Origin of the sequence: Fictibacillus arsenicus (assembly GCF_001999465.1) — a bacterium.
GTDB classification, from domain to species: domain Bacteria; phylum Bacillota; class Bacilli; order Bacillales; family Fictibacillaceae; genus Fictibacillus; species Fictibacillus arsenicus.
In genome coordinates this window covers 731,331-753,393 of sequence record NZ_MQMF01000001.1, presented here as the reverse complement: position 1 = coordinate 753,393, position 22,063 = coordinate 731,331, and the positions used below count along the sequence as shown (strand labels likewise).

Annotated in this window: 23 protein-coding genes; 19 read left to right on the top strand and 4 right to left on the bottom strand. The window is 40.7% G+C overall.

From position 1 onward, the window contains the following. Positions 1–6 precede the first annotated feature (6 nt). From UN64_RS21230 to UN64_RS03740, 3 genes are all read left to right on the top strand, one after another. Complete coding sequence (locus UN64_RS21230; protein WP_245801952.1) at positions 7–207, top strand: hypothetical protein; 201 nt, start codon at positions 7–9, stop codon at positions 205–207. Between the two features lie 9 nt (positions 208–216). After that, positions 217–495 carry a GNAT family N-acetyltransferase gene (locus UN64_RS21225; RefSeq protein ID WP_281249331.1) on the top strand — a complete coding sequence of 93 codons (279 nt, stop codon included), beginning with the start codon at positions 217–219 and terminating at the stop codon, positions 493–495. A gap of 160 nt (positions 496–655) precedes the next feature. Further along, the gene (locus UN64_RS03740; protein WP_245801950.1) at positions 656–2,047 is read left to right on the top strand and encodes a DUF2254 domain-containing protein; all 1,392 of its coding nucleotides are present in this window, start codon (positions 656–658) and stop codon (positions 2,045–2,047) included. Positions 2,048–2,074: 27 nt separating this feature from the next. On the opposite strand, the gene UN64_RS03735 is transcribed toward UN64_RS03740, so the two are convergent. After that, positions 2,075–2,869 carry a serine/threonine protein kinase gene (locus UN64_RS03735; protein ID WP_077359833.1) on the bottom strand — a complete coding sequence of 265 codons (795 nt, stop codon included), beginning with the start codon at positions 2,867–2,869 and terminating at the stop codon, positions 2,075–2,077. A 23-nt stretch (positions 2,870–2,892) separates the two neighbouring features. Continuing rightward, a complete protein-coding gene (locus UN64_RS03730; protein ID WP_077359831.1) occupies positions 2,893–3,078 on the bottom strand; it encodes a hypothetical protein in 186 nt (61 codons plus the stop codon). Positions 3,079–3,320: 242 nt separating this feature from the next. Between UN64_RS03730 and UN64_RS03725 the strand changes: the two genes are divergently transcribed. Continuing rightward, a complete protein-coding gene (locus UN64_RS03725) occupies positions 3,321–3,551 on the top strand; it encodes a DUF2198 family protein (protein ID WP_165389344.1) in 231 nt (76 codons plus the stop codon). A 15-nt stretch (positions 3,552–3,566) separates the two neighbouring features. Here the strand turns inward: UN64_RS03725 and UN64_RS03720 are convergent, their stop codons facing one another. Next, on the bottom strand, positions 3,567–4,442 hold the full coding sequence (locus UN64_RS03720) for a sulfite exporter TauE/SafE family protein (RefSeq protein WP_077359827.1): 876 nt from the start codon (positions 4,440–4,442) through the stop codon (positions 3,567–3,569). Between the two features lie 257 nt (positions 4,443–4,699). Between UN64_RS03720 and uvrB the strand changes: the two genes are divergently transcribed. Both uvrB and uvrA read left to right on the top strand, forming a co-directional pair. Continuing rightward, positions 4,700–6,676: an excinuclease ABC subunit UvrB gene (uvrB, locus tag UN64_RS03715; protein WP_077361122.1), complete on the top strand. Its 1,977-nt coding sequence runs from the start codon at positions 4,700–4,702 to the stop codon at positions 6,674–6,676. 6 nt (positions 6,677–6,682) lie between these two features. Further along, a complete protein-coding gene (uvrA, locus tag UN64_RS03710) occupies positions 6,683–9,556 on the top strand; it encodes an excinuclease ABC subunit UvrA (protein WP_077359825.1) in 2,874 nt (957 codons plus the stop codon). Positions 9,557–9,876: 320 nt separating this feature from the next. Here the strand turns inward: uvrA and UN64_RS03705 are convergent, their stop codons facing one another. Beyond that, positions 9,877–10,080 (bottom strand): hypothetical protein, encoded by a 204-nt coding sequence (locus UN64_RS03705; protein ID WP_077359823.1) that lies wholly within the window; start codon positions 10,078–10,080, stop codon positions 9,877–9,879. Positions 10,081–10,566: 486 nt separating this feature from the next. On the opposite strand from UN64_RS03705, the gene UN64_RS03695 reads away from it, so the two are divergent. From UN64_RS03695 to UN64_RS03635, 13 genes are all read left to right on the top strand, one after another. Beyond that, positions 10,567–10,869, top strand: a complete 303-nt coding sequence (locus UN64_RS03695) for a magnetosome magnetite crystal formation protein family (protein ID WP_077361120.1) — start codon at positions 10,567–10,569, stop codon at positions 10,867–10,869. Positions 10,870–10,954: 85 nt separating this feature from the next. Next, entirely contained in the window at positions 10,955–12,034 is a 1,080-nt protein-coding gene (locus UN64_RS03690) for a DUF4097 family beta strand repeat-containing protein (protein ID WP_077359819.1), read from the top strand. Positions 12,035–12,049: 15 nt separating this feature from the next. Further along, positions 12,050–12,241, top strand: coding sequence for a PspC domain-containing protein (locus tag UN64_RS03685; RefSeq protein WP_077359817.1), 192 nt, complete (start codon positions 12,050–12,052; stop codon positions 12,239–12,241). Continuing rightward, positions 12,242–12,616 carry a phage holin family protein gene (locus UN64_RS03680; RefSeq protein ID WP_077359815.1) on the top strand — a complete coding sequence of 125 codons (375 nt, stop codon included), beginning with the start codon at positions 12,242–12,244 and terminating at the stop codon, positions 12,614–12,616. Positions 12,617–12,829: 213 nt separating this feature from the next. Next, positions 12,830–15,223: an immune inhibitor A domain-containing protein gene (locus UN64_RS03675; RefSeq protein ID WP_077359813.1), complete on the top strand. Its 2,394-nt coding sequence runs from the start codon at positions 12,830–12,832 to the stop codon at positions 15,221–15,223. A gap of 332 nt (positions 15,224–15,555) precedes the next feature. Beyond that, entirely contained in the window at positions 15,556–16,056 is a 501-nt protein-coding gene (locus tag UN64_RS03670) for a DUF1062 domain-containing protein (RefSeq protein WP_077359811.1), read from the top strand. 370 nt (positions 16,057–16,426) lie between these two features. After that, on the top strand, positions 16,427–16,930 hold the full coding sequence (locus tag UN64_RS03665; RefSeq protein ID WP_077359809.1) for a GNAT family N-acetyltransferase: 504 nt from the start codon (positions 16,427–16,429) through the stop codon (positions 16,928–16,930). A gap of 78 nt (positions 16,931–17,008) precedes the next feature. Next, positions 17,009–17,944, top strand: coding sequence for an HPr(Ser) kinase/phosphatase (gene hprK, locus UN64_RS03660; RefSeq protein WP_066292637.1), 936 nt, complete (start codon positions 17,009–17,011; stop codon positions 17,942–17,944). A gap of 22 nt (positions 17,945–17,966) precedes the next feature. Then, positions 17,967–18,782 carry a prolipoprotein diacylglyceryl transferase gene (gene lgt / locus UN64_RS03655; RefSeq protein ID WP_077359807.1) on the top strand — a complete coding sequence of 272 codons (816 nt, stop codon included), beginning with the start codon at positions 17,967–17,969 and terminating at the stop codon, positions 18,780–18,782. Positions 18,783–18,798: 16 nt separating this feature from the next. Beyond that, a complete protein-coding gene (locus tag UN64_RS03650; protein WP_077359805.1) occupies positions 18,799–19,767 on the top strand; it encodes a nucleoside recognition domain-containing protein in 969 nt (322 codons plus the stop codon). Then, positions 19,742–20,383 carry a pyrophosphatase PpaX gene (ppaX, locus tag UN64_RS03645; protein WP_077359803.1) on the top strand — a complete coding sequence of 214 codons (642 nt, stop codon included), beginning with the start codon at positions 19,742–19,744 and terminating at the stop codon, positions 20,381–20,383. Before UN64_RS03650 ends, ppaX begins: the two co-directional genes overlap by 26 nt. Further along, entirely contained in the window at positions 20,384–20,899 is a 516-nt protein-coding gene (locus UN64_RS03640) for an acyltransferase (protein WP_077359801.1), read from the top strand. A gap of 87 nt (positions 20,900–20,986) precedes the next feature. Beyond that, the gene (locus UN64_RS03635; RefSeq protein ID WP_077359799.1) at positions 20,987–21,577 is read left to right on the top strand and encodes a hypothetical protein; all 591 of its coding nucleotides are present in this window, start codon (positions 20,987–20,989) and stop codon (positions 21,575–21,577) included. Positions 21,578–22,063: the final 486 nt, after the last annotated feature.

Genomic DNA, 22,063 nt, shown 5'->3' with positions numbered 1-22,063 from the left:
CGATCGATGAAAACCATACAGAATCCAGTAATTAAACCAGCAAAGTTGAAAGATAAACAAACGATTAAAAATCTGATGCAATTTTATTTTTACGATTTCTCAGAGTTTGTTGAAGCGTACGTTGGGAATGACGGATTGTTTGATGAGTATAAGTATTTGAACGCCTATTGGGAAGAAAAAGAGAGATTTCCTTATCTCATCGAGTGAGAGGGGAAAATAGCAGGATTTATTTTAGTAAGAGAAGTGCAAGAAGAGGGTAAGCATTTCTGGTCGATAGCAGAATTCTTTATTATGAAAAAGTTCCGGCTTAACGGGTTAGGTAAACATGCAGCACATCAAGTTTTCGAGAAACACAAAGGAAATTGGGAAGTTTTCCAGATCGAGAAGAACAAACCCGCCCAAGCTTTTTGGCGAAAAGTGATTTCTGAATATACCCAGGGAGAATTTGTGGAGAGGACAGAAGAAGGATGTGTAATCCAATCGTTCTGTAGTTAAAATGTATCTATTTTTTAGAGTGATCCCTTAGGAGGATAGCTTTTTATTTTTGCAGTAAAACGATAGCAGAAGTTTTACTTTTTGTGATTAGGGCAAAATAGGAGAGGAGCTATTGTTTCTATTATTTATTCTTATTGGGGAATCATGAGAGGACGAAAATATGTTTAGAATGAATTTGCTCGATAATTACTTGAAAAAATATACTAAGATGTCTGAGAGGGAACTATCTCATACTGTTCAATCGAATATGTGGTTTACTCCTGTGCTTTATGTTATTTTTTCTTCTTTATTAGCGAGTGTTACGCTGACGACGGATCTAAAGTATGATTTAGGGAATCAGATGCGGCCATTTTTTGCGGTAGACTATGATCTTACAAGAAATTTGGTAGGGACACTTACCGCTGCTATCTTAACGCTGACCACTTTTACCTTTAACTTGATTCTGGTTGTTTTTACGACATTTTCAGGACAGTTTTCACCCCGGATGCTCAAGAACTTTATTGCTAGTAAATCAACTCAGCGCGTGCTCGGCATATTTACATCGAGTTTTATTTATATGTTATTGAGTTTTCTATTTTTGAATAAAAGAATGACTGAATATTATTTTGCTGTTCCTTTGCTCGCAGCGATCATTGCTGCATTTTCGATGGGAACGTTTATCTTTTTTATTAATCATGCAGTCGCTTGGCTTCAAGTAAATCAGATGACGTACGATATGAAAAATGAAGCGTTATCCATTGTGAAAAATACGTTGGAGGATGAAGTAGATCCTTATAAGGTAAATGATTTGAGCACGGTAAACAATGATATTTGCGAGAATAAAGGAACTAAGATAACGGCAAGGAAATCAGGCTTTATTCAGTTGGTAGATTTTATTTCTATTATAAAAGAGGCTGAAAAAGATGATATTGTGATTCAGCTGGAATATACGATCGGAAGTTACGTGTTCGCTTCAACACCATTCATTACGTATTGGAAGAATGGCGAAAATGAAGTAGATGAACAAAAATATATGTCACTTATCAGCATCGGAAGAAGACAGACAGAAGTTCAAGATATAGAGTTCAGTATTAATAAACTGGTTGAAGTGGCAATCAGGTCTCTCGGGAATTATGATCCGAAAACCGCGACTACTGCTATCTATCAGCTTGGAGAAGTGCTTGCTTCCATTTCAAGAAATTCGATATTCTCAAAGTATTTAGTGGATAAAAATAATAATCTGCGTGTGGTTTTGCAAGAAAGAGACTTTAGTCATTATCTTTATAATGCTTTTGGGTATATCAGGCACTATGCGAAAGATAATGTCATCATCTGCACAGAAATCCTCAAAGTGCTTGATCTGATGGCGAAATCTCTTAATAAACGTGATTATAACGCGGTATGGGAATTTGGAGTATTCACAGCAAGCGGTTTCGAAGATCTTTTTTTATTCACGTTAGATTATCAGCAATTCCATCGTGCTTTGCACAACTTAGCTGTTACGACAAAACATGAAAAAGAGTTTGAGGAGTTCTTGGAAAAAGAAAAACAAAATAAATATAAGTCCACATGAAAAAAGCCCGGAAGTTTATCCAGGCTTTTAAATTTGGTTTAATTGGGATCGAGCTTCCGAAACAGAATGGAAAGGGTCGTCCAGCTGCAGCATTTTGCGAAGAATAGCTTTCAATGAAATCGAGATATTCAGTTCGTCTTCCCAGCTTTTTTCCTTCTTGGATTGAGGTTCATAAGCGGAATAAAGGAGGAACAAGGCAAAATGACCAAGTGCAAAAAGATCACTTTCAACGGTAATCGCACGCATCCGCAGTTTTTCGGGATGATCATATGGATCTGCAGCTTCTTGATCTGATAAAAAACAAGCAAGTCCAAAATCAATGATGTGCAGTTTTTCGTTACGCTGAATGATATTCGGTATGCGAAGATCACGGTGAATGATTCTTTTTTTGTGAAAAGACTCTACTATATTCAACAGCTCTAGCAAAATAGTGATCGTTTCTTTTTCGCTGTATGTGTGATGATCGCGAAAAATCAGATCCTCAAAAGTGTCTCCCTGTATCCATTCCATCGTGATAAATAAACCTTTATCAGTTTGGAATTCATCTAGCAGTTTGGGTACTTGTGGATGCTGTACAGCTTTAAGTATTTCAGATTCTCTTTGGAAAGAACGGAGTCCGCTTTCAGTTTTCGCTTTTGTTGTCCTGAGCTGTTTAAGAACGACGGTAGTTTCTGTTAAGCGGTCATGTGCTAAATAAGTAATTCCGTAACTCCCCATTCCCAGCACTTCGTTAATGTAATAGCGCCCTTGGAGGAGGAGACCCGATTTAAGAGGTCGATCAAATAAAGTTCTTTGAAGACCTTTTATGATTTCAGTGATCATCAGTTAGCGTCAACCTGGGAAGGTCAGCTGCTGAAAAAGCTGCTTCTCTTTTTCTTCTTGTAATGCTTATGACCGTATCCTCCATAATGCTTCTTTCCAAAGTCACTGCTGCTGTACTTTTTATAGCTTTTCTTGTGCTTGTATCCAGAGCTGCTGTATTTATTATAGCTTTTGTGGCCCAATAACGATTTTAGTAATTTCTTTAACATATCAAATCATCTCCTTAAAGATACATTGTTAATCATATTCGAACTTTGTATACATTATCCTACTGTACGTCCAACTAAACAAAAAGTTTCGCTGGGAAATGGGGTCTGACCCCAAACAATTTATTTCCCTTAACAATTTCCTTGTTTTTGTATAGGGAGTTTGGTTAAATTTAGAGAGGTAAAGATGAACGTTTACTAAAGTTGGGTTTTTGAGCGTTCAGATGAGAGGGGTCAATTGTTTCATGTTGGAGTATGTTTTTGCGGCTCTATTTCCAATATTTTTGCTGCTGTTATTTAACAGAGTGTTATTTTCAAAGTTTCTGCCGTTAGGAATCACCATTTTAATATTAATTTTCGGATTGGATGGTCTGCATCAGCCGCTGCCGCTCCAAATCATAGCTGGAATTTCTACAATCATAGGCTTTTTACTAGGGTTGAAAATTTATGAAAAACAAAAGAGAAAAGTAAAATAGAAAAAGACGTCACCTTTATGAGGTAGACGTCTTTCTTTTTGTGTGTGTGATCGTTTCTTTTAAGAAGAGAATGAGAAATGTCAAAACATAAATCGTGATTACTCCCAGCCCCGCTTTATCAAAATGGACAAGTTTCAATATAACCGAAGTTAGAATCGTGATGTATAAAGCCCCTAAGTACTTTTGTATTTGTTCGTTTGAATAGATGGTTGTTAGTTTTGCTCCTAGCTGAGTACCAACTAATGCTCCCAAGATTAAGAGGATGCCAAGTTTGTAATCGAGCTGAATGGATGCCGCGTACGTTAAGAACCCTGCGGTTACGATCAAGAAAACGCTGACCAAGCTTGTGCCGACTGCTTTTCTGGAAGGGAAGTTCATCATTGAAATCAGCAATGGCACCATTACAAAGCCTCCGCCAACACCTAGAGTGGTAGAAATAAAACCTCCTGTAAATCCAATGAAAACCGCTTTCACTAAAGAAAAAGAAATTTGCTTTTCACCTGATTCAATACTTTTGTTGTGTTTTGATTGTTTATAAAGCAGGGAAAGTGCAAAGTATGCAAGAAGCAAAATATAGAAAACCGGGATGATTGTATCGTCATAACCCATTTTCTCAAGCCATACAACAAGCGGATGAGCTACCTGTGTCGCTAATACACCAACAAAACCGATGACAGCAGCTGTTTTCCAGATAATATTCTTATAACGCAGGTGAGCAGCTACTCCTGATACACTCGTTCCGATCGAATACATCAAACTCGTTCCAATTGCAGAGAGTGGAGGAATACCAACCAAAATAAGAACCGGTGTCAGAATAAATCCTCCGCCAATGCCGAAGAATCCAGAGAAAATACCAATGCACAATCCAAGTAATATATAGAAAAATTCCAATTTAAAAAGCATCTCCTTTTGGGGACACACTTACAATTTCCCCGAAACCGTTGATTCAGCTGATGGGAAATGGGGTCAGACCCCAAACAATTTATTTCCCAACAAGCGCCTGCCTTTAAGTATACCACTTAGAATTCTTTCCAGAAACTTCTGCGAATATTTGTTCGTAATTATTAGGTTTTTGGAACGGTGCTGTGCTATAATTTGAGTAACCAGAAATTAGGAACGGAGGTTCGGTTTTAGTGAGTCAAAGTCAAATGTTTGAAATCAAATCTGATTATCAGCCACAAGGAGATCAGCCCGCAGCGATCAAACACCTTGTGAACAATATTAATGCAGGAAAAAAGAGCATGACATTGCTCGGTGCGACAGGAACAGGGAAGACGTTTACCGTGTCGAATGTCATTCAGGAAGTGAACAAACCGACTCTTGTCATTGCGCATAACAAAACATTAGCCGGCCAGCTTTACAGCGAGCTGAAGGAATTTTTCCCTAACAATGCGGTTGAATATTTTGTATCGTACTACGATTACTATCAGCCTGAAGCATACATCGCTCATTCAGACACTTACATCGAAAAAGATGCCAGCATCAACGATGAGATCGATAAACTTCGTCACTCCGCAACCTCTTCTCTTTTTGAACGAAAAGACGTTATTATTGTTGCCAGTGTTTCTTGTATCTACGGTCTAGGTTCTCCAGACGAATACCGAGACATGGTAATCTCGCTCAGAGAAGGAATGGAAAGAGACCGTGATCAGCTTTTACGTGATTTGGTAGATATTCAGTACAATCGAAACGATATCAATTTCACTCGTGGTACGTTCCGTGTTCGCGGTGATGTTGTGGAAATCTTCCCGGCTTCACGTGACGAACATTGCTTGCGAGTGGAGTTTTTTGGTGATGAGATCGACAGAATTACAGAAGTAGATGCACTTACAGGCGAAATTTTAGGTGAACGTAAACACGTTGCTATTTTCCCGGCATCTCACTTCGTAACCCGTGAAGAAAAGATGAAGCTTGCGATCAAAAGAATTGAAGCTGAACTTGAGGACCGCCTTAAAGAGCTTAATGAAGCAGGGAAGCTGCTTGAAGCACAGAGGCTGGAACAGCGTACCCGCTACGATCTTGAGATGATGGCTGAAATGGGTTTCTGTTCAGGCATTGAGAACTATTCGGTTCATCTAACACTTCGTCCTTTAGGATCGACTCCATATACATTGCTGGACTACTTTCCAGATGATTCATTAATCGTTATCGATGAGTCGCATGTTACACTTCCGCAGATTCGTGGAATGTTTAATGGAGACCAGGCGAGAAAAAGTGTTCTTGTCGATCATGGTTTCCGTCTGCCTTCAGCAAAAGACAACCGTCCTTTAACGTTTGATGAATTTAAAAGATATACAAAATTTCAGCACATCTATGTATCAGCAACACCGGGACCATACGAGCTTGAACACGCACCTGACCCTGTTGAGCAGATTATTCGTCCAACAGGGCTGCTTGATCCTACATTAGAAGTGCGTCCTATTAAAGGACAGATCGACGACTTGCTTGGTGAGATTAACGAGAGAATTGAACGAAATGAAAGAGTGCTAGTTACTACATTAACAAAAAAAATGTCCGAGGACTTAACCGATTATTTTGTTGAGCTCGGAATAAAAGTCCGTTATCTTCACTCAGAAATCAAAACTCTTGAGCGGATACAGATCATTCGTGATCTGCGGCTTGGTGTCTTTGATGTTCTTGTCGGGATCAACCTTTTAAGAGAAGGACTTGATATTCCTGAGGTATCACTTGTTGCTATTTTAGATGCAGATAAAGAAGGTTTCCTGCGTTCAGAGCGTTCACTTATTCAGACGATCGGACGGGCAGCGCGTAACTCAAACGGACACGTTATTATGTATGGAGATAAAATTACAAAATCCATGCAGATTGCGATCGATGAAACACAGCGCAGACGACAAAAGCAGATGGAACATAATGAAAAGCACGGCATCACACCGACTACAATTAAGAAAGAAGTTCGTGATGTCATTCGAGCAACACAAGCTGCTGAAGAAACTGAAACATATACAGGCGCACAAGCTCCAAAGCAAAAGATGAGCAAGAAAGATCGCGAAGCCTTTATCGAGCGTATGGAAAAAGAGATGAAGGACGCTGCCAAGAATCTTCAGTTCGAACGAGCAGCAGAGCTTCGTGACCTCATACTTGAGTTAAAAGCGGAAGGATGATTGCAGTTGGCAACCAATCAAAACATTATTGTTAAGGGTGCAAGAGCCCATAATCTAAAGAATATAGATATTACGATCCCGCGTGATAAGCTGGTTGTCTTAACCGGCTTATCTGGTTCGGGTAAATCTTCACTTGCGTTTGACACGATCTATGCAGAAGGTCAGCGCCGTTACGTTGAATCTCTATCTGCTTATGCCCGTCAGTTCCTTGGACAGATGGACAAACCAGATGTAGATTCTATCGAAGGACTATCACCGGCTATCTCAATCGATCAGAAGACGACAAGCCGAAATCCTCGTTCAACGGTTGGAACCGTTACGGAAATTTATGATTATCTGCGTCTTTTATTCGCACGAATCGGGCGTCCGGTTTGCCCCGTTCACAACGTGGAGATTACATCTCAAACGATTGAACAAATGGTGGACCGAATTTTAGAATATCCAGAACGAACGAAGCTGCAAATTTTATCACCAGTCGTTTCTGGACGAAAAGGCGAACACGTGAAAGCCTTAGAAGACATAAAAAAGCAAGGATATGTCCGTGTTCGTGTCGATGGAGAAATGCGGGAAGTTTCAGAAGAAATTAAGCTCGAAAAAAATAAAAAACACTCTATTGAAATTGTAATTGACCGAATCGTAGTTAAAGAGGGAATTGCAACTCGTTTAGCAGACTCTCTTGAAGCTGCTCTTAATCTTGGAGGCGGCAGTGTTGTCGTTGATGTAATAGGAGAAGAAGAACTTTTATTCTCTCAAAATCACGCCTGTCCACATTGCGGATTTTCTATCGGCGAACTGGAGCCCCGTCTGTTTTCTTTTAACAGTCCTTTTGGCGCTTGTTCATCATGTGATGGACTTGGCGTTAAGCTTGAAGTAGATCCAGACCTTGTCGTTCCTGACTGGAGCCGTACTTTGCGTGAAAACGCAATTGCCCCTTGGGAACCAATCAGTTCACAATATTATCCGCAGCTTCTGGAGAGCATCTGCAACCATTTCGGCATTGATATGGATGTACCCGTAGAAAATCTCTCTAAAGACCAAATGGATAAAATCTTAAATGGAAGCAAAGAGTATCTTACTTTCCGCTATAAAAACGACTTTGGACAAGTCCGTAAAAATGAGATTCAGTTTGAAGGCGTATTAGGTAATATTCAGCGCCGATACAGAGAGACAAGCTCTGATTACATTCGTGAACAGATGGAAGGTTACATGGCACAAAAACCGTGCCCTACATGTAAAGGACATCGTCTGAAAAAAGAAGCATTGTCAGTCTTAATTAACGGAAGACACATTGGAGAAACAACGTCTCTTTCGATTACGGAGGCAAAACAATTTTTCGATAACCTTGACCTGACAGAAAAAGAGCAAGCCATTGCAAAATTAATCTTACGAGAAATCGTAGACCGTTCTGGTTTCCTAATTAACGTTGGACTCGATTATCTGACTCTCAGCCGATCAGCTGGAACGTTGTCAGGCGGGGAAGCACAGCGTATTCGTCTTGCTACACAAGTGGGTTCACGTTTAATGGGTGTTCTCTATATTCTGGATGAGCCTTCTATCGGTCTTCATCAGCGTGATAACGACAGGCTGATCCGCACACTGGAAGAAATGCGTTCACTTGGAAACACGCTGATCGTAGTTGAGCATGATGAAGATACGATGCTTGCCGCGGATTACATCATTGATATTGGTCCTGGTGCGGGTGCTCACGGCGGTGTAATCACTTCACAAGGTACACCGCAGGAGATTATGGAAGACCCTGAATCACTTACAGGTCAGTATCTGTCTGGAAAGAAGTTTATCCCTCTTCCGAAGAAAAGACGTAAACCGGATGGCCGTTACATCGAGGTGAAGGGCGCGACAGAAAACAACCTGAAAAATGTATCTGCTAAAATTCCTCTAGGATTGTTCACTGGCGTTACGGGTGTTTCTGGCTCAGGAAAAAGTACACTTGTAAATGAGATCCTTCATAAAGCGCTAGCGCAAAAACTTCACCGTGCAAAAGATAAGCCAGGCGCGCACAAGTCGATCAAGGGTCTAGAGTATATCGATAAAGTTATTGATATCGATCAGTCACCGATTGGGCGTACACCACGTTCGAATCCGGCAACTTACACAGGCGTTTTTGATGATATTCGTGATGTGTTTGCATCTACGAACGAAGCCAAAGTCCGCGGATATAAAAAAGGCCGTTTCTCTTTCAATGTGAAGGGCGGTCGTTGTGAAGCTTGCCGCGGAGACGGAATCATTAAAATCGAGATGCACTTTTTACCGGATGTATATGTACCATGTGAAGTGTGTCATGGTAAGCGATATAACCGAGAAACGCTTGAAGTGAAATACAAAGGGAAGAACATCGCAGACATTCTTGATATGACTGTTGAGGATTCTGTTGAGTTCTTTGCGAATATCCCTAAGATAAAACGCAAGCTTCAAACCATTCTTGATGTTGGACTTGGCTATATCAAACTAGGTCAGTCAGCAACAACATTATCTGGCGGGGAAGCGCAGCGTGTAAAATTAGCTTCGCAGCTCCATAAACGATCCACCGGCAAAACCATTTACATTCTCGATGAACCTACCACTGGACTTCATGTGGATGATATTTCACGTTTGCTCGTTGTCCTTCAGCGCCTCGTTGACAATGGAGATTCTGTTCTAGTCATTGAGCATAACCTTGATGTCATCAAACAGTGTGATCACCTTGTCGATTTAGGACCAGAAGGCGGGGACAAGGGAGGCATGATCGTTGGAGCAGGAACTCCTGAAGAACTTGCTGAGGTTGAAGAATCCCATACAGGCCGTTACCTTGCACCAATCTTAAAACGAGATAAGAAGCGCATGTCGGGTAAAATCAAAGAAAAAGAAAAGTTAGCTAAATAAGCACACCGAAGAGATCAAATCATAAACAGATGGTTTGGTCTCTTTTTTAATGTTCTACTTAAAAGATTGATGCCTTTAAGTTTTTTTCTCATCGATGCAAGTTGATTGGAGTGTAAGGTGCGAGACTCCTACGGGACGAGCGGTCAGGTGTAGACTCCTAATGGCGCAAAGCGGAAGGAGGCTCACCGGACGCCCCGTGGAAAGCGAGCAACCTGGAGTGGAAATCAACTACTTTCAAGAGCAACAGTTTTTGCTAAAACAGGTTTTGATTTAAACAACAAAAAACAGCGCCTCGTTTAAGCAAGGCACTGTTTCTTTTATTACTTGTATTTCTTCTCACTGGACGAAGAATCTTTCGTCCCCTTCTTATCTTTTTCTTCTCGCTTTTCTTGCTTCAGATCCTCCATCGGAATAGGATCTACATTTTTTTCGCTTTCAAATTTATCAAATAGGCTTTCTTTATCTGTGTCGTATTGTTCAGGATTGTCCATTTTTCCTCTTTGTTTCTTCTTTTCTTCAGACATTAGACATCACTCCTGTTCTCGTTTATACGTATCATTCCCTTTTTTACTCGAAATTCAAACAATTTCTCCTCAAATCGACAATTTTCATATAAAATAGATGAGTGAATTATTTCCATATCCTAGAAAGAAATTTGTATACTACATAATTTATTGCTGCAGCAATAATCGAGCCGATCACACCGGCAAGGATTCGATCAGCTACACCTAAATTCCTATCATTCTCAGCCATGACACCGTATACAATGCTAGTGATCATTAGCATGGTTAATACTATAAAAAGTACCTTTAATGTTTTTATGTTTTTCAAAATGGAAGACGCTCCCTTTGGGGTTTTTGTCATTATCATACGGAATTTTAGAAGTTATGTCGAATGGGTATAGGGAAAAAGGAAGTTTGTTTCATGAGGTCGAAGTAAAAAAAGGCACATGCCTTTTGCTTGCATTCATGTTCGGTTTTCGTTTTTCATTCAGAGCAGGAGGTCATGTTATGAAAGAGGGCACGAAAAAAGCAGTTTCTGCTATATGTTATTTTAGTTTGTTCTTTGCACCGTTTCTGTTTCCGATCGTCGTCTACTTAGTTGTAGATGATTCTGAAGTAATGGAGCATGCAAAAAAATCATTCTTATCGCACTTATTACCAATCGTCGCAGTACCGCTAGGAATTATTATCGTTTTTGAAACACAATATCATTTAGCTGCAATTATAATTAGCGCACTCATTTTTGGTACTTTGACATTAATTGTGACCATCTGGAATATTGTTAAAGGGATAAAGGTTATTCTCTCATAAATCGTACAAGTAATACCGGAAACGTATCGGACACCTTAGAATCAGCCGGCGCCGGTGACGGAATCCAAAAGGGAGGCGTCAATGCATGGAAGAACGGAAAATGATTTTAAATATGCTGAACGAAGGGAAAATTTCAGCGGAAGAGGCTGAAAAGTTGCTATATGCCTTAAATGACAAGAAGAAAACGCAAATCAGCTCACTAAGTCCGATCAGTCTAAAAAAGAAAGCCGTGAACGGAGCCACGGCTGTGAAACTACCGTCATCCGGTTACAAAGTGGCAAAGTTTTTTGACCGAGTTGTAAAACGAATTAAGACCGTTGATTTTGACTTAAACTTTGGGCCATCAGAACCCGTGCAGTATGTTTTTCAAGACAGTCATGTAATGTTTCAGGAGATGGACATCGAAGTCTATAATGGATCAGTTACGATTGTGCCATGGGATCGAAAGGATGTCCAAGTGGAATGTGATGCCCACGTTTACAAGGTGCCTGAAGGATCTTCAGCAAAAACAAAGTTCAGAAATGAGACGTTCTACGATTGTGACGCTACAAAAATGCGTTTTTATTCTAGAAACAAACATCAAAAAGTGAACGCTGTTATCTCGGTTCCAAGAGATTCATATGAAGTAATCAAGATTACGACTTTTAATGGTCCTGTTAAAATCAGTGATTGCCAGGCAAAAACACTTACAGTAAAAACAACAGTTGGTGCTATTGCCGTTAATCATTGTTCGGGAGAAGCAGTAAAAGCAACAGCTGCAAATGGTTCATTAACACTTAAGGATTGTGCGTACAGAGATGTTGAAGCAGACACGATGAATGGGCCAGTCAGGCTTACAGTTGATGCAACACAGGTACGTTCTGAAACCATTAACGGGTCAATCTACTGCCGTTTTGCTTCACCTGTTGAAGGGTATGCATCTTTTAAAACGGTGACGGGAAAAATAGAAACTGAATTCCCGGAAACACTAGAACTTGATGCGGTGCTGAAAACAATTGTTGGAGGATTTATTTGTGACTTTGATTCGGTAGAAGTTAGAGAAGAGAAAAAAGAAGTCACGCGTAAGTTCCTTTCTTTTATCGCGAATAAAGGAGCAGCATGGCCGCCGTTCAAGCTTGAAGCTGAAGCGAAAACAGGTTCAGTTGCGGTGTTAAAAGCCAAATAGAGGTGATTTTATTTTATGAAAAAGCTTAAACGGTCTAATGATGCGAAAATTGCTGGAGTTTGCGGCGGACTCGCTGAATATATGAATGTTGATCCGACTGTTGTACGACTCGGAACCGTAGCTCTTGCTATTTTTACAGCTGTCATTCCTGTAGGACTATCCTACATTATCGCTATGGCAGTAATGCCTGAAGAAAGCGACGTTTAAATGAAAAGCTGGCTGGCTTCCTTACTTATTAATACGATTGCTTTAATGGTTGTCGCTGGGTATTTCGACGGATTTCATATCGAAAACATCAGTGCTGCACTATTAGCCAGCGTATTGTTGTCGCTATTTAACGTTTTCTTAAAACCGATCTTAGTACTATTGACGCTGCCGGTAACCATTATTTCTTTAGGATTATTTCTTATCGTCATTAATGCTGCACTTCTATCACTGACAGCAGAATTAATGGGTGATTCCTTTGATATCGATGGGTTTGGGATGGCACTCCTTGCAGCAATTATCATCTCTTTGCTCAATATGTTCCTGACAAACTTTATCCTGGAGCCTATGAAAAAAAGAAAAAAGAAAAGAAGATAATGATTCGACACCTCTCATTGCAGAGGTGTTTTTATTTTGGGGAAAAAGCAATGTTTTTAATGTAAAAATAAGTATAAAGAACTAGTTCAAAACGCACAAATTGTTCTTTTTATAGTACAAAAGACCAATTTAAAATGATGGATAATATGGTAAATTTTAATAGCAAAACAAATCTGAATATTAATACTATTCAATCAGGAGGGGTAGTTATTCATGGGGAAGAACAATAGGTCTTGGGGGAAAGCCCTGCTTGCTACAAGTTTGTCGCTTGGACTAGCTTCGTCATCTTTGTTCGCGGGGTCAGTGGATGTTAAAGCACAAACAGCATTAGATAAAGTATTGAAAGGAAAGCACAGTCATTCGCATTCTAGCCTTGATCTAGCTATCGTTAACGAAGATAGATTACTAGAATCGCTTATCAAAAGAGGGATTGTTTCTAAGGACGCTTCAGCGAAACAAAAAGAAACCGCTCTACATAATTACCTTGAACATAAAGGGAAAGAAACTGGAGCAGAAGCATCTGGAAAGGACCCGCTTGCTCCAAAAGTAAAAGCATCTAATGCTGCAAAATTAAGTGAATTTAATAATGGTTTTATGAAGGGAAAAGGGAATAAGAATGGTCACTCTGTTAAAGAGAAAAAGTATAAAGGAGAAGTAAGAAAAGATAACGTACTAGTTCTAGCGGTAGAGTATTCTGATTTTGCACATAATAATATCCAGTCAGGGGAAACAGATAACTATTATAAAGATTACACTCTGCAACATTATGAAGATATGATTTTTGGTGACAAAGGTGTTGAAGGCCCAAATGGGGAAGACCTTGTATCTATGAAACAATACTATGAACAGCAATCTGGGGGAACATATTCTGTTAAAGGTAAAGCTTATGGCTGGTTGAAAGTTCCTGGAACAGCTGCATATTATGGAGCTGATAAAGCCACAGGCGGACATGATAATGTAAATCCTGGTGGATCTAAGCAACTTGTTGTGGATGCTTATAGAGCAGCTGTTGCAGCCGGCGTCCCTCTTGAAAATTATGATGTAGAAGATCCTCATGATTTTGATGGAGACGGTAATAAACTTGAGCCAGACGGTCTTGTGGATCACTTAATGATTATCCACTCTGGAGTTGGTCAAGAAGCGGGCGGCGGTTCACTTGGAGATAATGCAATTTGGTCTCACCGTTCTGCTAAATTCATTGACGATGATGGTTTTGATGGTACATTCCAAAATCCTATAGGTAAGCCTGGTTTCTATGATTACACAATGATGCCTGAGGACGGTGCAGTCGGGGTATTTGCACACGAATACGGACATGATCTTGGCTATCCAGATGAGTATGACACAATTTACTCTGGTGCAGGTGAAGCTGTAGCATACTGGTCAATCATGGCTAGTGGTTCATGGGCAGGGAAGATTCCTGGTTCTGAACCAACTGGATTTTCACCTTTAGCAAAATCATATTTCCAATCTACTTTAGGTGGGAATTGGACAACTCCAACTGCTGTTGAATGGGAAGAAGTATCTTCTAAAGGAACACAATTTTTACTTGATCAGGCAAACTCACCAAACGGAAAAAATAATCAAGCAATCCAGGTGAAACTGCCTCAAAAAGCAACATTTATTACTGCTCCAGCTGAAGGCTCTTATCAATATTGGGGTGGGCAACAGGATGAAATTGATACTAATATGGTAACGGATGTTGATTTGACAGGTAAATCCTCAGCAACATTAACATTTGATTCTTGGTACGATATTGAAGAACAATGGGATTTTGCGTTTGTACAAGTATCTACAGACGGTACTACGTGGAAATCTCTAGGAAACACAAATACCCGTTCTGACGTAGTAAGTAATGGATATCCAACAATTATCAACTCAATGCCAGGCTTCACTGGAACTTCAAATGGATGGGAAGCACAATCATTTGATCTATCTGAATTTGCAGGAGAAAAAATTAAGCTTCGTCTACGTTATGCAACAGACTGGGGAACAAGTCAAAAAGGTTTCTTTGCAGATAATATAAATGTAGTTGCGGATGGGCAATCAGTAGTTGAAGATGGTGCAGAAACTGAAACTTCTCCATTTACATTCAATGGTTTCGAAAAGAACGATGGGAACAAGTATAGTGACCATTATTACTTGTTAGAGTGGAGAAACCATGCAGGTGTGGATATGGGACTTAAACATATCAAACGTGGTAATTCTATTATGAGTTATGATGGTGGATTAGTAGTCTGGTATGTTGATCCAACATACACAGATAACTGGACGGGTGAGCACCCAGGTGAAGGATTCATAGGTGTCGTTGATTCACACGTGAATTATGACCTAAATTGGAGCACAGGTGTAAAAGCAAGCTCGCGTTACCACATTGCTGATGCTGCATTCGGTTTAAATCCAACATCAGGATTAGATTTAATCTATCCTACCCAAACATTATCGCTTGCAAGCCAGCCGGCTGTCTCACTATTTGATGACAGCAAGTCATTTGAGAATCCATTCATGCCTGACGCTGGACGCAAACTAGGAAACTACGGCTTAAAGGTTCGTGTAAACGGACAAGCAAAAGACAAATCCGTTGGATCTGTAGTCATCTACAAATAATATCTAATGCCTCTCGCCAAAAGCGGGAGGTATTTTTATTTCCATTGTAACTAATCTGTTTGAAAGAAAGGAACTCAGTGACCTGTATGCCAACATTTAATCTGTAATGGAAAACAATTGGATCGCTTCTCAGCCGTTAAAAAACAACGTGTTTTTGACCACGGGAGAAGTCTGTCTACATCCCATTACAGAGGAAATACAGCAACTGCAGTCTGTTGCGTTTTTTAACGATGCGTTCCGAGCCCTCCTTGTATAGGGGGGCTTTTTTTCGTTCTGCAAGATCTTCAAATAGAAGTTGTATTCCCTCGCTACTATTACGAGGTGAATTTATAATGCAAACTAAAAAATACTCTTTATTGCTTCTTAAAAAACAAGAAAGAGACACAGTGAAAAAACAATGTAAGATGTGTGGAAAGGTCACGATTTTTACAGATACGACGATACGGAGACATAACGCGAACGGTAAAAACATTTATCAGTTTGCTATTTATAAGTGCCCGAAGAATCATTCGTGGAACAAAAAACTCGATATTTATAAATCGTTTACCAATCACGTCGATCCTCAGACACTTGTTCCTTCTGAGTTTAAGGCGATAGAAGATGGTGAAAAATTATCACTTTCAGCCGGCATCGAATCCTATGAAATTAGCATTACAGGAGCTGAAGGGAACTTCCGCTTAGACCGTACGCTTGCTGATCATATCGAAGGATGGAGCCGAACAGAAATAGCTCAAAAGATTAAAAGCGGCACTATTCTTTTAAACAATTGTTTAACGAAACCGAGTCAAAAGCTAGCTGTTCATGATAGAATTTCAATAACTATAAAAAAATAAGGCTGTTTTCATAAACTTTGTTGCAATTGGAAGTGTTGATTCCGTTCCAAGTGCTCGCTTTCCGCGGGGCAGGCAGTGAGCCACATTCGTACGTTTCACTCTTAAGTGTCTCACCTGCTCGGCTCAAGGAAGTATCCTTGCTCCTACGTCTACAAGTTAATGCTACTGCAGTTAGCTTCCTCGTCGCATGCCTTGCGAGATGCTTCTCAAGTGGTAGGCACGCACCTTCTACTCCAATCAAATGTCATAGAAAAAAATAAAAAAGAGGTTTGAAAGCAACATTCTTTTAGAAAGGAACCAAAAAAAACAACAAATCCAAGGCCGTTTGTACTTTTCAAACGGTCTTTGTTTTTAAAAGGGGCAAACCAAAATGGAAACAGAACGTCTTCAATTCAGGTGCTACACACATGATGATTTTCCTTTTTTTGCCTCATTATGGGCTGATTCTGAGGTTGTCCAATTTATCGGAAAAGGTGTGACAAGGTCGACAGAGGAAGCTCAAAAAAGTTTTCAAGAATGGCTTCTGCCAGGCTATCGGGAAGGAAGAGGTCTGTACCTTATCCTTCACAAAGAAACCGGGCAGCCTATAGGGCATGCCGGAGTGATTCAGCAAGCGGTAGATGGGAAGAAAGAATTCGAAATCGGTTATTGGCTCGCCAAAGAACATTGGGGAAACGGTTATGCAACAGAAGCAGCAGTGTTCTTTAAACAGTATGCATCTCAACAACTAGGATTAAAAAGAATTATCTGCCTCATTCAGCAGCAAAATAAACGGTCCATCAGTGTTGCCCTTAAACTTGGTATGGTACATGAGAAAAACACAACATTTAATACGATTCCTGTAAATGTTTATGCGTGGACGTCTGACCAATAATTTTCAGACGCTTGCCTTTGGTTAATACCGTTATGAAGTGATACAATAGAATCATTGGAAAATGTCAAGGAGGACCCTATGGCGAAGGTACATATTCATGAATTAATCAATAAGTTTCAACTTGAGCTCGTCAGCGGTGAGGAAGGCATCCACCGCACGATTCGTACGAGCGATATTTCACGTCCTGGTCTTGAGATGGCTGGGTATTTTACTTTTTATCCGGGAGAGCGTCTTCAATTATTAGGAAAAACAGAGCTGTCGTTCATTTCAGAGTTGGATCCTGAAACGCGCATGGAAAGATTGAGCCTGCTGTGTACAGATGAAACACCTGGAATCATCGTTTCACGAGATATCGAGGTGCCAAAAGAGCTATTAAAGGCTTCACACAAAACAGGGGTGCCGATCATGCGCTCACCTGTAACGACTACACGTCTTTCAAGCCGTATCACGAACTTTCTTGAGAGCCGTCTCGCACCAACGACTGCGAAGCATGGTGTGCTTGTCGATATATATGGTATTGGTGTGCTGATTACCGGCAACTCCGGAGTTGGTAAAAGTGAAACGGCGCTTGAACTTGTAAAGCGCGGCCACAGACTCGTTGCTGATGATTCTGTGGAAATCCGCCAGGAAGATGAAGATACGCTGATTGGGAGTGCACCTGAACTGATTCAGCATCTTTTAGAAATTAGAGGTCTTGGAATCATTAATGTGATGACGCTGTTTGGTGCTGGAGCGATCCGCAACTATAAAAAGATCTCAATTGTTATGAACCTTGAAGCTTGGGATTCTAAAAAGGTGTATGACCGACTAGGATTGGAAGAGGAGACAACAAAAATCATCGATACAGAGATACCAATCCTGACGATTCCTGTTCGTCCTGGACGGAACTTAGCGGTAATTATTGAAGTAGCAGCTATGAACTTCCGATTGAAGAGAATGGGCATGAACGCTGCACAGCAATTTTCCGAGAGGCTGACGGATGTAATCGAAGCCGGAGACGATGACGATCTATAAGAACTAAAAGGAAGTGGAGAATGTGGAACAAACGATTCAGCCATTGGACCGTGTAGCGCTCGAGTTAGGCCCTATTACGATCTATTGGTACGGACTTATTATTGGTTTAGGTGCGATGCTCGGGCTATGGCTCGCAGTAAGAGAATCAGAGCGCCGGGGGCTTTCGAAAGACACATTTGTAGATGTGGTTATGATTGCTGTTCCTGTTGCGATTCTTTGTGCAAGACTTTATTATGTTGCGTTTGAATGGGATTTTTACAAAGATAATCCGGGTAAGATTCTTGCAGTATGGGAAGGCGGCATCGCCATTCATGGTGCATTGATCGGTTCTTTCTTAACTGGGCTTATTTTCTGTAAAAGAAAAGGGATCTCGTTTTGGAAGCTTGTTGATATTGCGGCACCTAGCATTCTGCTCGGTCAGGCGATCGGCCGCTGGGGCAATTTTATGAACCAGGAGGCTCACGGCGGACCTGTCACAAGAGATTTCTTGGAGTCTTTGATGCTGCCTGACTTTATCATCAATCAGATGTACATTGATGGAACATATTATCACCCGACATTTTTATATGAATCTCTTTGGAGTTTCGCAGGTGTTATTATTCTTCTTTATTTACGCAGAGTAAACCTTCACAGAGGGGAACTGTTCTTAACTTATATCATCTGGTACTCAATCGGCCGATTCTTTGTGGAAGGGTTGCGTACAGACAGTTTGATTGTGTGGGATACTTCTCTTCGAATCGCTCAAGTCATGAGCTTGATCTGGATTGCTGCTGCAGTTATCATCTGGATTTATAGAAGAAAAGCGGGCTTGGCTGAAAAAAGATATTTAGAGAGCTAAGGGAGGCGAATGAAAAGTGGAGACACTAAAAAAAGGCACACTTGCAGGCTTGAAAACCACTTGGACGCTTGGGAAAATCATATTCCCTGTAACACTGATCATTACATTATTAAGCCATACACCTGTGCTCGATTGGCTCATTTCAGCAATCGCACCAGCGATGAAGTGGATTGGGCTGCCTGGTGAAGCGGCTATCCCGCTCGTACTAGGGAATTTCCTTAATCTTTACGCGGGTATCGGAGGGATTTTAACTCTTGATACTTTAACGGTTCAGGATGTTTTTATCCTGGCTGTCATGCTCTCATTTTCTCATAACCTATTTATCGAATCAGGTGTTGCAGCGAGTGTCGGCATTAAGTTATGGGTAATCTTGCTTGTCCGAGTCGGTTTGGCTCTATTTTCCGCATTTATGATCAATCTTTTTTGGGATGGCGGAACGGAAAAGGCTCAGTATGGTTTTATCTCAAAGCCTGAAGCTGCACCGAACGGATGGGGAGAAATCACCTTAACTGCTCTTGAAAAAGCGTCACTGGGCATTCTTCAATTAGCCCTTATCGTGATTCCGCTTATGATTGTCATGCAATATCTGAAAGACAAAGGCTGGCTGAACCGGTTCTCGAACTGGATGGCGCCCGCTATGAAACTTTTAGGTATGAAAGAAAACACGTCGATGACGATGGCAGCAGGACTGACAATCGGTCTGGCTTATGGAGCAGGCGTAATGATGCAGGCGGCTAAAGAAGACGGAGTTTCGAAAAAAGATCTCTATCTAGCATTTATATTTCTAGTAAGCTGTCATGCTGTTGTTGAGGATACATTAGTTTTTGTTCCGCTTGGTATCCCGGTGTTACCACTTCTGATTATCAGGGTTGTAACAGCTGTTGTTCTTACCATTCTGGTCGCATTTATTTGGAACAAGCTAGAGCGGAAAAATAGTTTAAGAAAAGAGGAACTGCAACATGAAACGAGACACCATACTATTTGATCTGGACGGAACGTTGATCAACACGAATGAGCTGATCATCGCTTCTTTTCTATATACGCTTGATAAATATTTTCCTGAACAGTACAACCGTGAGCACATCCTGCCATTGATGGGAACTCCGCTTGTCGAAACGATGGAACTATTTGATAAGGAACGTGTTCAAGATCTCGTTCAAACCTACAGAGAGCATAACATTGCACATCATGATGTGCTTGTAACCGAGTTTAAAGGAGTTTTTGAAACAGTAGAACAATTGTATAAAAAAGGCTACAAATTGGGCATTGTAACAACTAAAATGAGGAACACGGTTAAGATGGGTCTTAAGCTTACAGGGCTTGATCAATTCTTTCAAACGGTTGTGACGCTTGATGATGTTGAAAAAGCGAAGCCTGACCCAGAGCCGGTTCAAAAAGCGTTAGCGTTGCTTCAATCCACTCCAGACCGTGCCATCATGGTAGGTGACAGCAAGTACGATATTCTTGCTGGCCAGAATGCCGGCACACAGACTGCAGGCGTTTCGTGGACGATTCGAGGCAATGATTATTTGCAGCAGTTTAATCCGGATTACATGCTGAATGAAATGACGGATTTGCTGGATGTTTTAGGGGAGAGATAAGTGCGTGATACAGAGCGTTATCCTGTAAAAGGCAAGAACTCGTTATATCAGGTATATGACACGGTTCCATTTTGGAAAGTCGTGAAAAATTTTGTTGCCATTCAAGCTGCTAGATACACTCCCTTTTTGCCGATGAAAAATTGGCTGTACCGCACTTTTTTAAGAATGAAAGTCGGTGAGGGAACAGCTTTTGCCTTAATGGTGATGCCGGACATCATGTACCCTGAGCGGATTACGGTCGGCAAGAACTGCGTGATCGGCTATAATACAACGATTCTTGCTCATGAGTATTTAATAAAAGAATATCGCCTCGGCGATGTGATCATCGGAGACGAAGTGATGATTGGAGCTAATTCAACAATCCTTCCGGGCATTACGATAGGTGACGGAGCGATTGTATCGGCCGGCACGCTTGTTCACAAAAGCGTCCCTGAAGGTTCATTTGTCGGAGGCAATCCGATGCAAGTGATTTATACAAAAGAAGAGCGATCCAAGAGGGAAGCGGAAAACATCTAAATTTGTCGGATGTTCCCCTCTTGGGTTTTCTGAAATTTCGTCGTATACTTAAATTAGGCAAAAAAGCGAAAGCTGGAGGCGCATACTATGAGAAGGAAATCATTCTCGATCGTTTATATGAAGAATTCATTTAAGATTGGACACCTAGTAGAAGACAGTTGCCAGTCTCAGCATGCACCGAAAGCAGCACATCCGCAAAACAAGGCCGAACAATTAGCAGCCCGTGATACGTATCGTTTCCGCACGGCTGTTTCCAAAATGAAAGGCGCGGGCCTCGTTAAGCACTATGAACTTCAAAGCACACGTGCAAAGCTGGTCTTTTACGGCGATTATTCTACCTGCAAGCGTTACGTACCCCATACTTCGCTTACTCGCGAACATTTTCAACACTACTTTGGTTCAGAAGATTTAATCTGTGAATTTCTCCTTGATACTTCTATTTATTTATTTAAAGAACTCCATTTTTTAAACGAGATTCAACTTGATATTCCGAGTCGCGGCAAACTATACACAGTTGAGCTGACTCGACAAGAGATGGATCACTACATGAACTGTGAACTCACTGAGATGAAGGATGGTCATCATCATCGTTTTTTCTATATCTATCGCGATCAGGAGCTGGATCAGTTCACAAATCAATTTGTAAAAGTGAAACGTTTAAGACGTAAAAAGCTATAATAGAATTCTTGCGAAAACTGGCGCCCAAACGCCTTATGACTGGGTGCCGGTTTTTTTGTTGTTTTTTGTAAGATGGTGGGTAGCAATGATAGCAAGCTGGAGAGCGGCGAAGTTTGTCGAGGATTGTAGACTCGTGGATAAGCAGCCAAAACTTTTGGATTCGGCATCAAAACTTTTGGATTCAACACCAAAATTTTTGGATTCACAGCCGAATCTCGTGGATTGATTAATCCTTTAGAGGATTATAGTTAACTAGCCTTCTGTTTGCCCTCTCGCACACACTCCCTAACCGATGATTTGAACCTTGGCGACCGCCAAGTCTTCTTATTGCGTTCGATTTCGTCGCAATTTCACTCAGAAATTAATGTTTTTCCCCTATCAAGCACCAATGTAATCCATTTCCAAAAAAATTATATTCCTTTTGTCGAAAAATGTATTTATAATAAAAATGTTCCTTTTTCTAATTTTTAAAAAATTGAAAGCGTT

Excerpts from the sequence above, each read along its gene's own strand:
- UN64_RS21230 (WP_245801952.1), top strand. The coding sequence starts at position 7 with ATGAAAACCATACAGAATCCAGTAATTAAACCAGCAAAGTTGAAAGAT.
- UN64_RS03740 (WP_245801950.1), top strand. The coding sequence starts at position 656 with ATGTTTAGAATGAATTTGCTCGATAATTACTTGAAAAAATATACTAAG.
- UN64_RS03735 (WP_077359833.1), bottom strand. The coding sequence starts at position 2,869 with ATGATCACTGAAATCATAAAAGGTCTTCAAAGAACTTTATTTGATCGA.
- UN64_RS03730 (WP_077359831.1), bottom strand. The coding sequence starts at position 3,078 with ATGTTAAAGAAATTACTAAAATCGTTATTGGGCCACAAAAGCTATAAT.
- UN64_RS03725 (WP_165389344.1), top strand. The coding sequence starts at position 3,321 with ATGTTGGAGTATGTTTTTGCGGCTCTATTTCCAATATTTTTGCTGCTG.
- uvrB (WP_077361122.1), top strand. The coding sequence starts at position 4,700 with ATGTTTGAAATCAAATCTGATTATCAGCCACAAGGAGATCAGCCCGCA.
- UN64_RS03705 (WP_077359823.1), bottom strand. The coding sequence starts at position 10,080 with ATGTCTGAAGAAAAGAAGAAACAAAGAGGAAAAATGGACAATCCTGAA.
- UN64_RS03695 (WP_077361120.1), top strand. The coding sequence starts at position 10,567 with ATGAAAGAGGGCACGAAAAAAGCAGTTTCTGCTATATGTTATTTTAGT.
- UN64_RS03690 (WP_077359819.1), top strand. The coding sequence starts at position 10,955 with ATGGAAGAACGGAAAATGATTTTAAATATGCTGAACGAAGGGAAAATT.
- UN64_RS03685 (WP_077359817.1), top strand. The coding sequence starts at position 12,050 with ATGAAAAAGCTTAAACGGTCTAATGATGCGAAAATTGCTGGAGTTTGC.
- UN64_RS03680 (WP_077359815.1), top strand. The coding sequence starts at position 12,242 with ATGAAAAGCTGGCTGGCTTCCTTACTTATTAATACGATTGCTTTAATG.
- UN64_RS03675 (WP_077359813.1), top strand. The coding sequence starts at position 12,830 with ATGGGGAAGAACAATAGGTCTTGGGGGAAAGCCCTGCTTGCTACAAGT.
- UN64_RS03670 (WP_077359811.1), top strand. The coding sequence starts at position 15,556 with ATGCAAACTAAAAAATACTCTTTATTGCTTCTTAAAAAACAAGAAAGA.
- UN64_RS03665 (WP_077359809.1), top strand. The coding sequence starts at position 16,427 with ATGGAAACAGAACGTCTTCAATTCAGGTGCTACACACATGATGATTTT.
- hprK (WP_066292637.1), top strand. The coding sequence starts at position 17,009 with ATGGCGAAGGTACATATTCATGAATTAATCAATAAGTTTCAACTTGAG.
- ppaX (WP_077359803.1), top strand. The coding sequence starts at position 19,742 with ATGAAACGAGACACCATACTATTTGATCTGGACGGAACGTTGATCAAC.
- UN64_RS03635 (WP_077359799.1), top strand. The coding sequence starts at position 20,987 with ATGAGAAGGAAATCATTCTCGATCGTTTATATGAAGAATTCATTTAAG.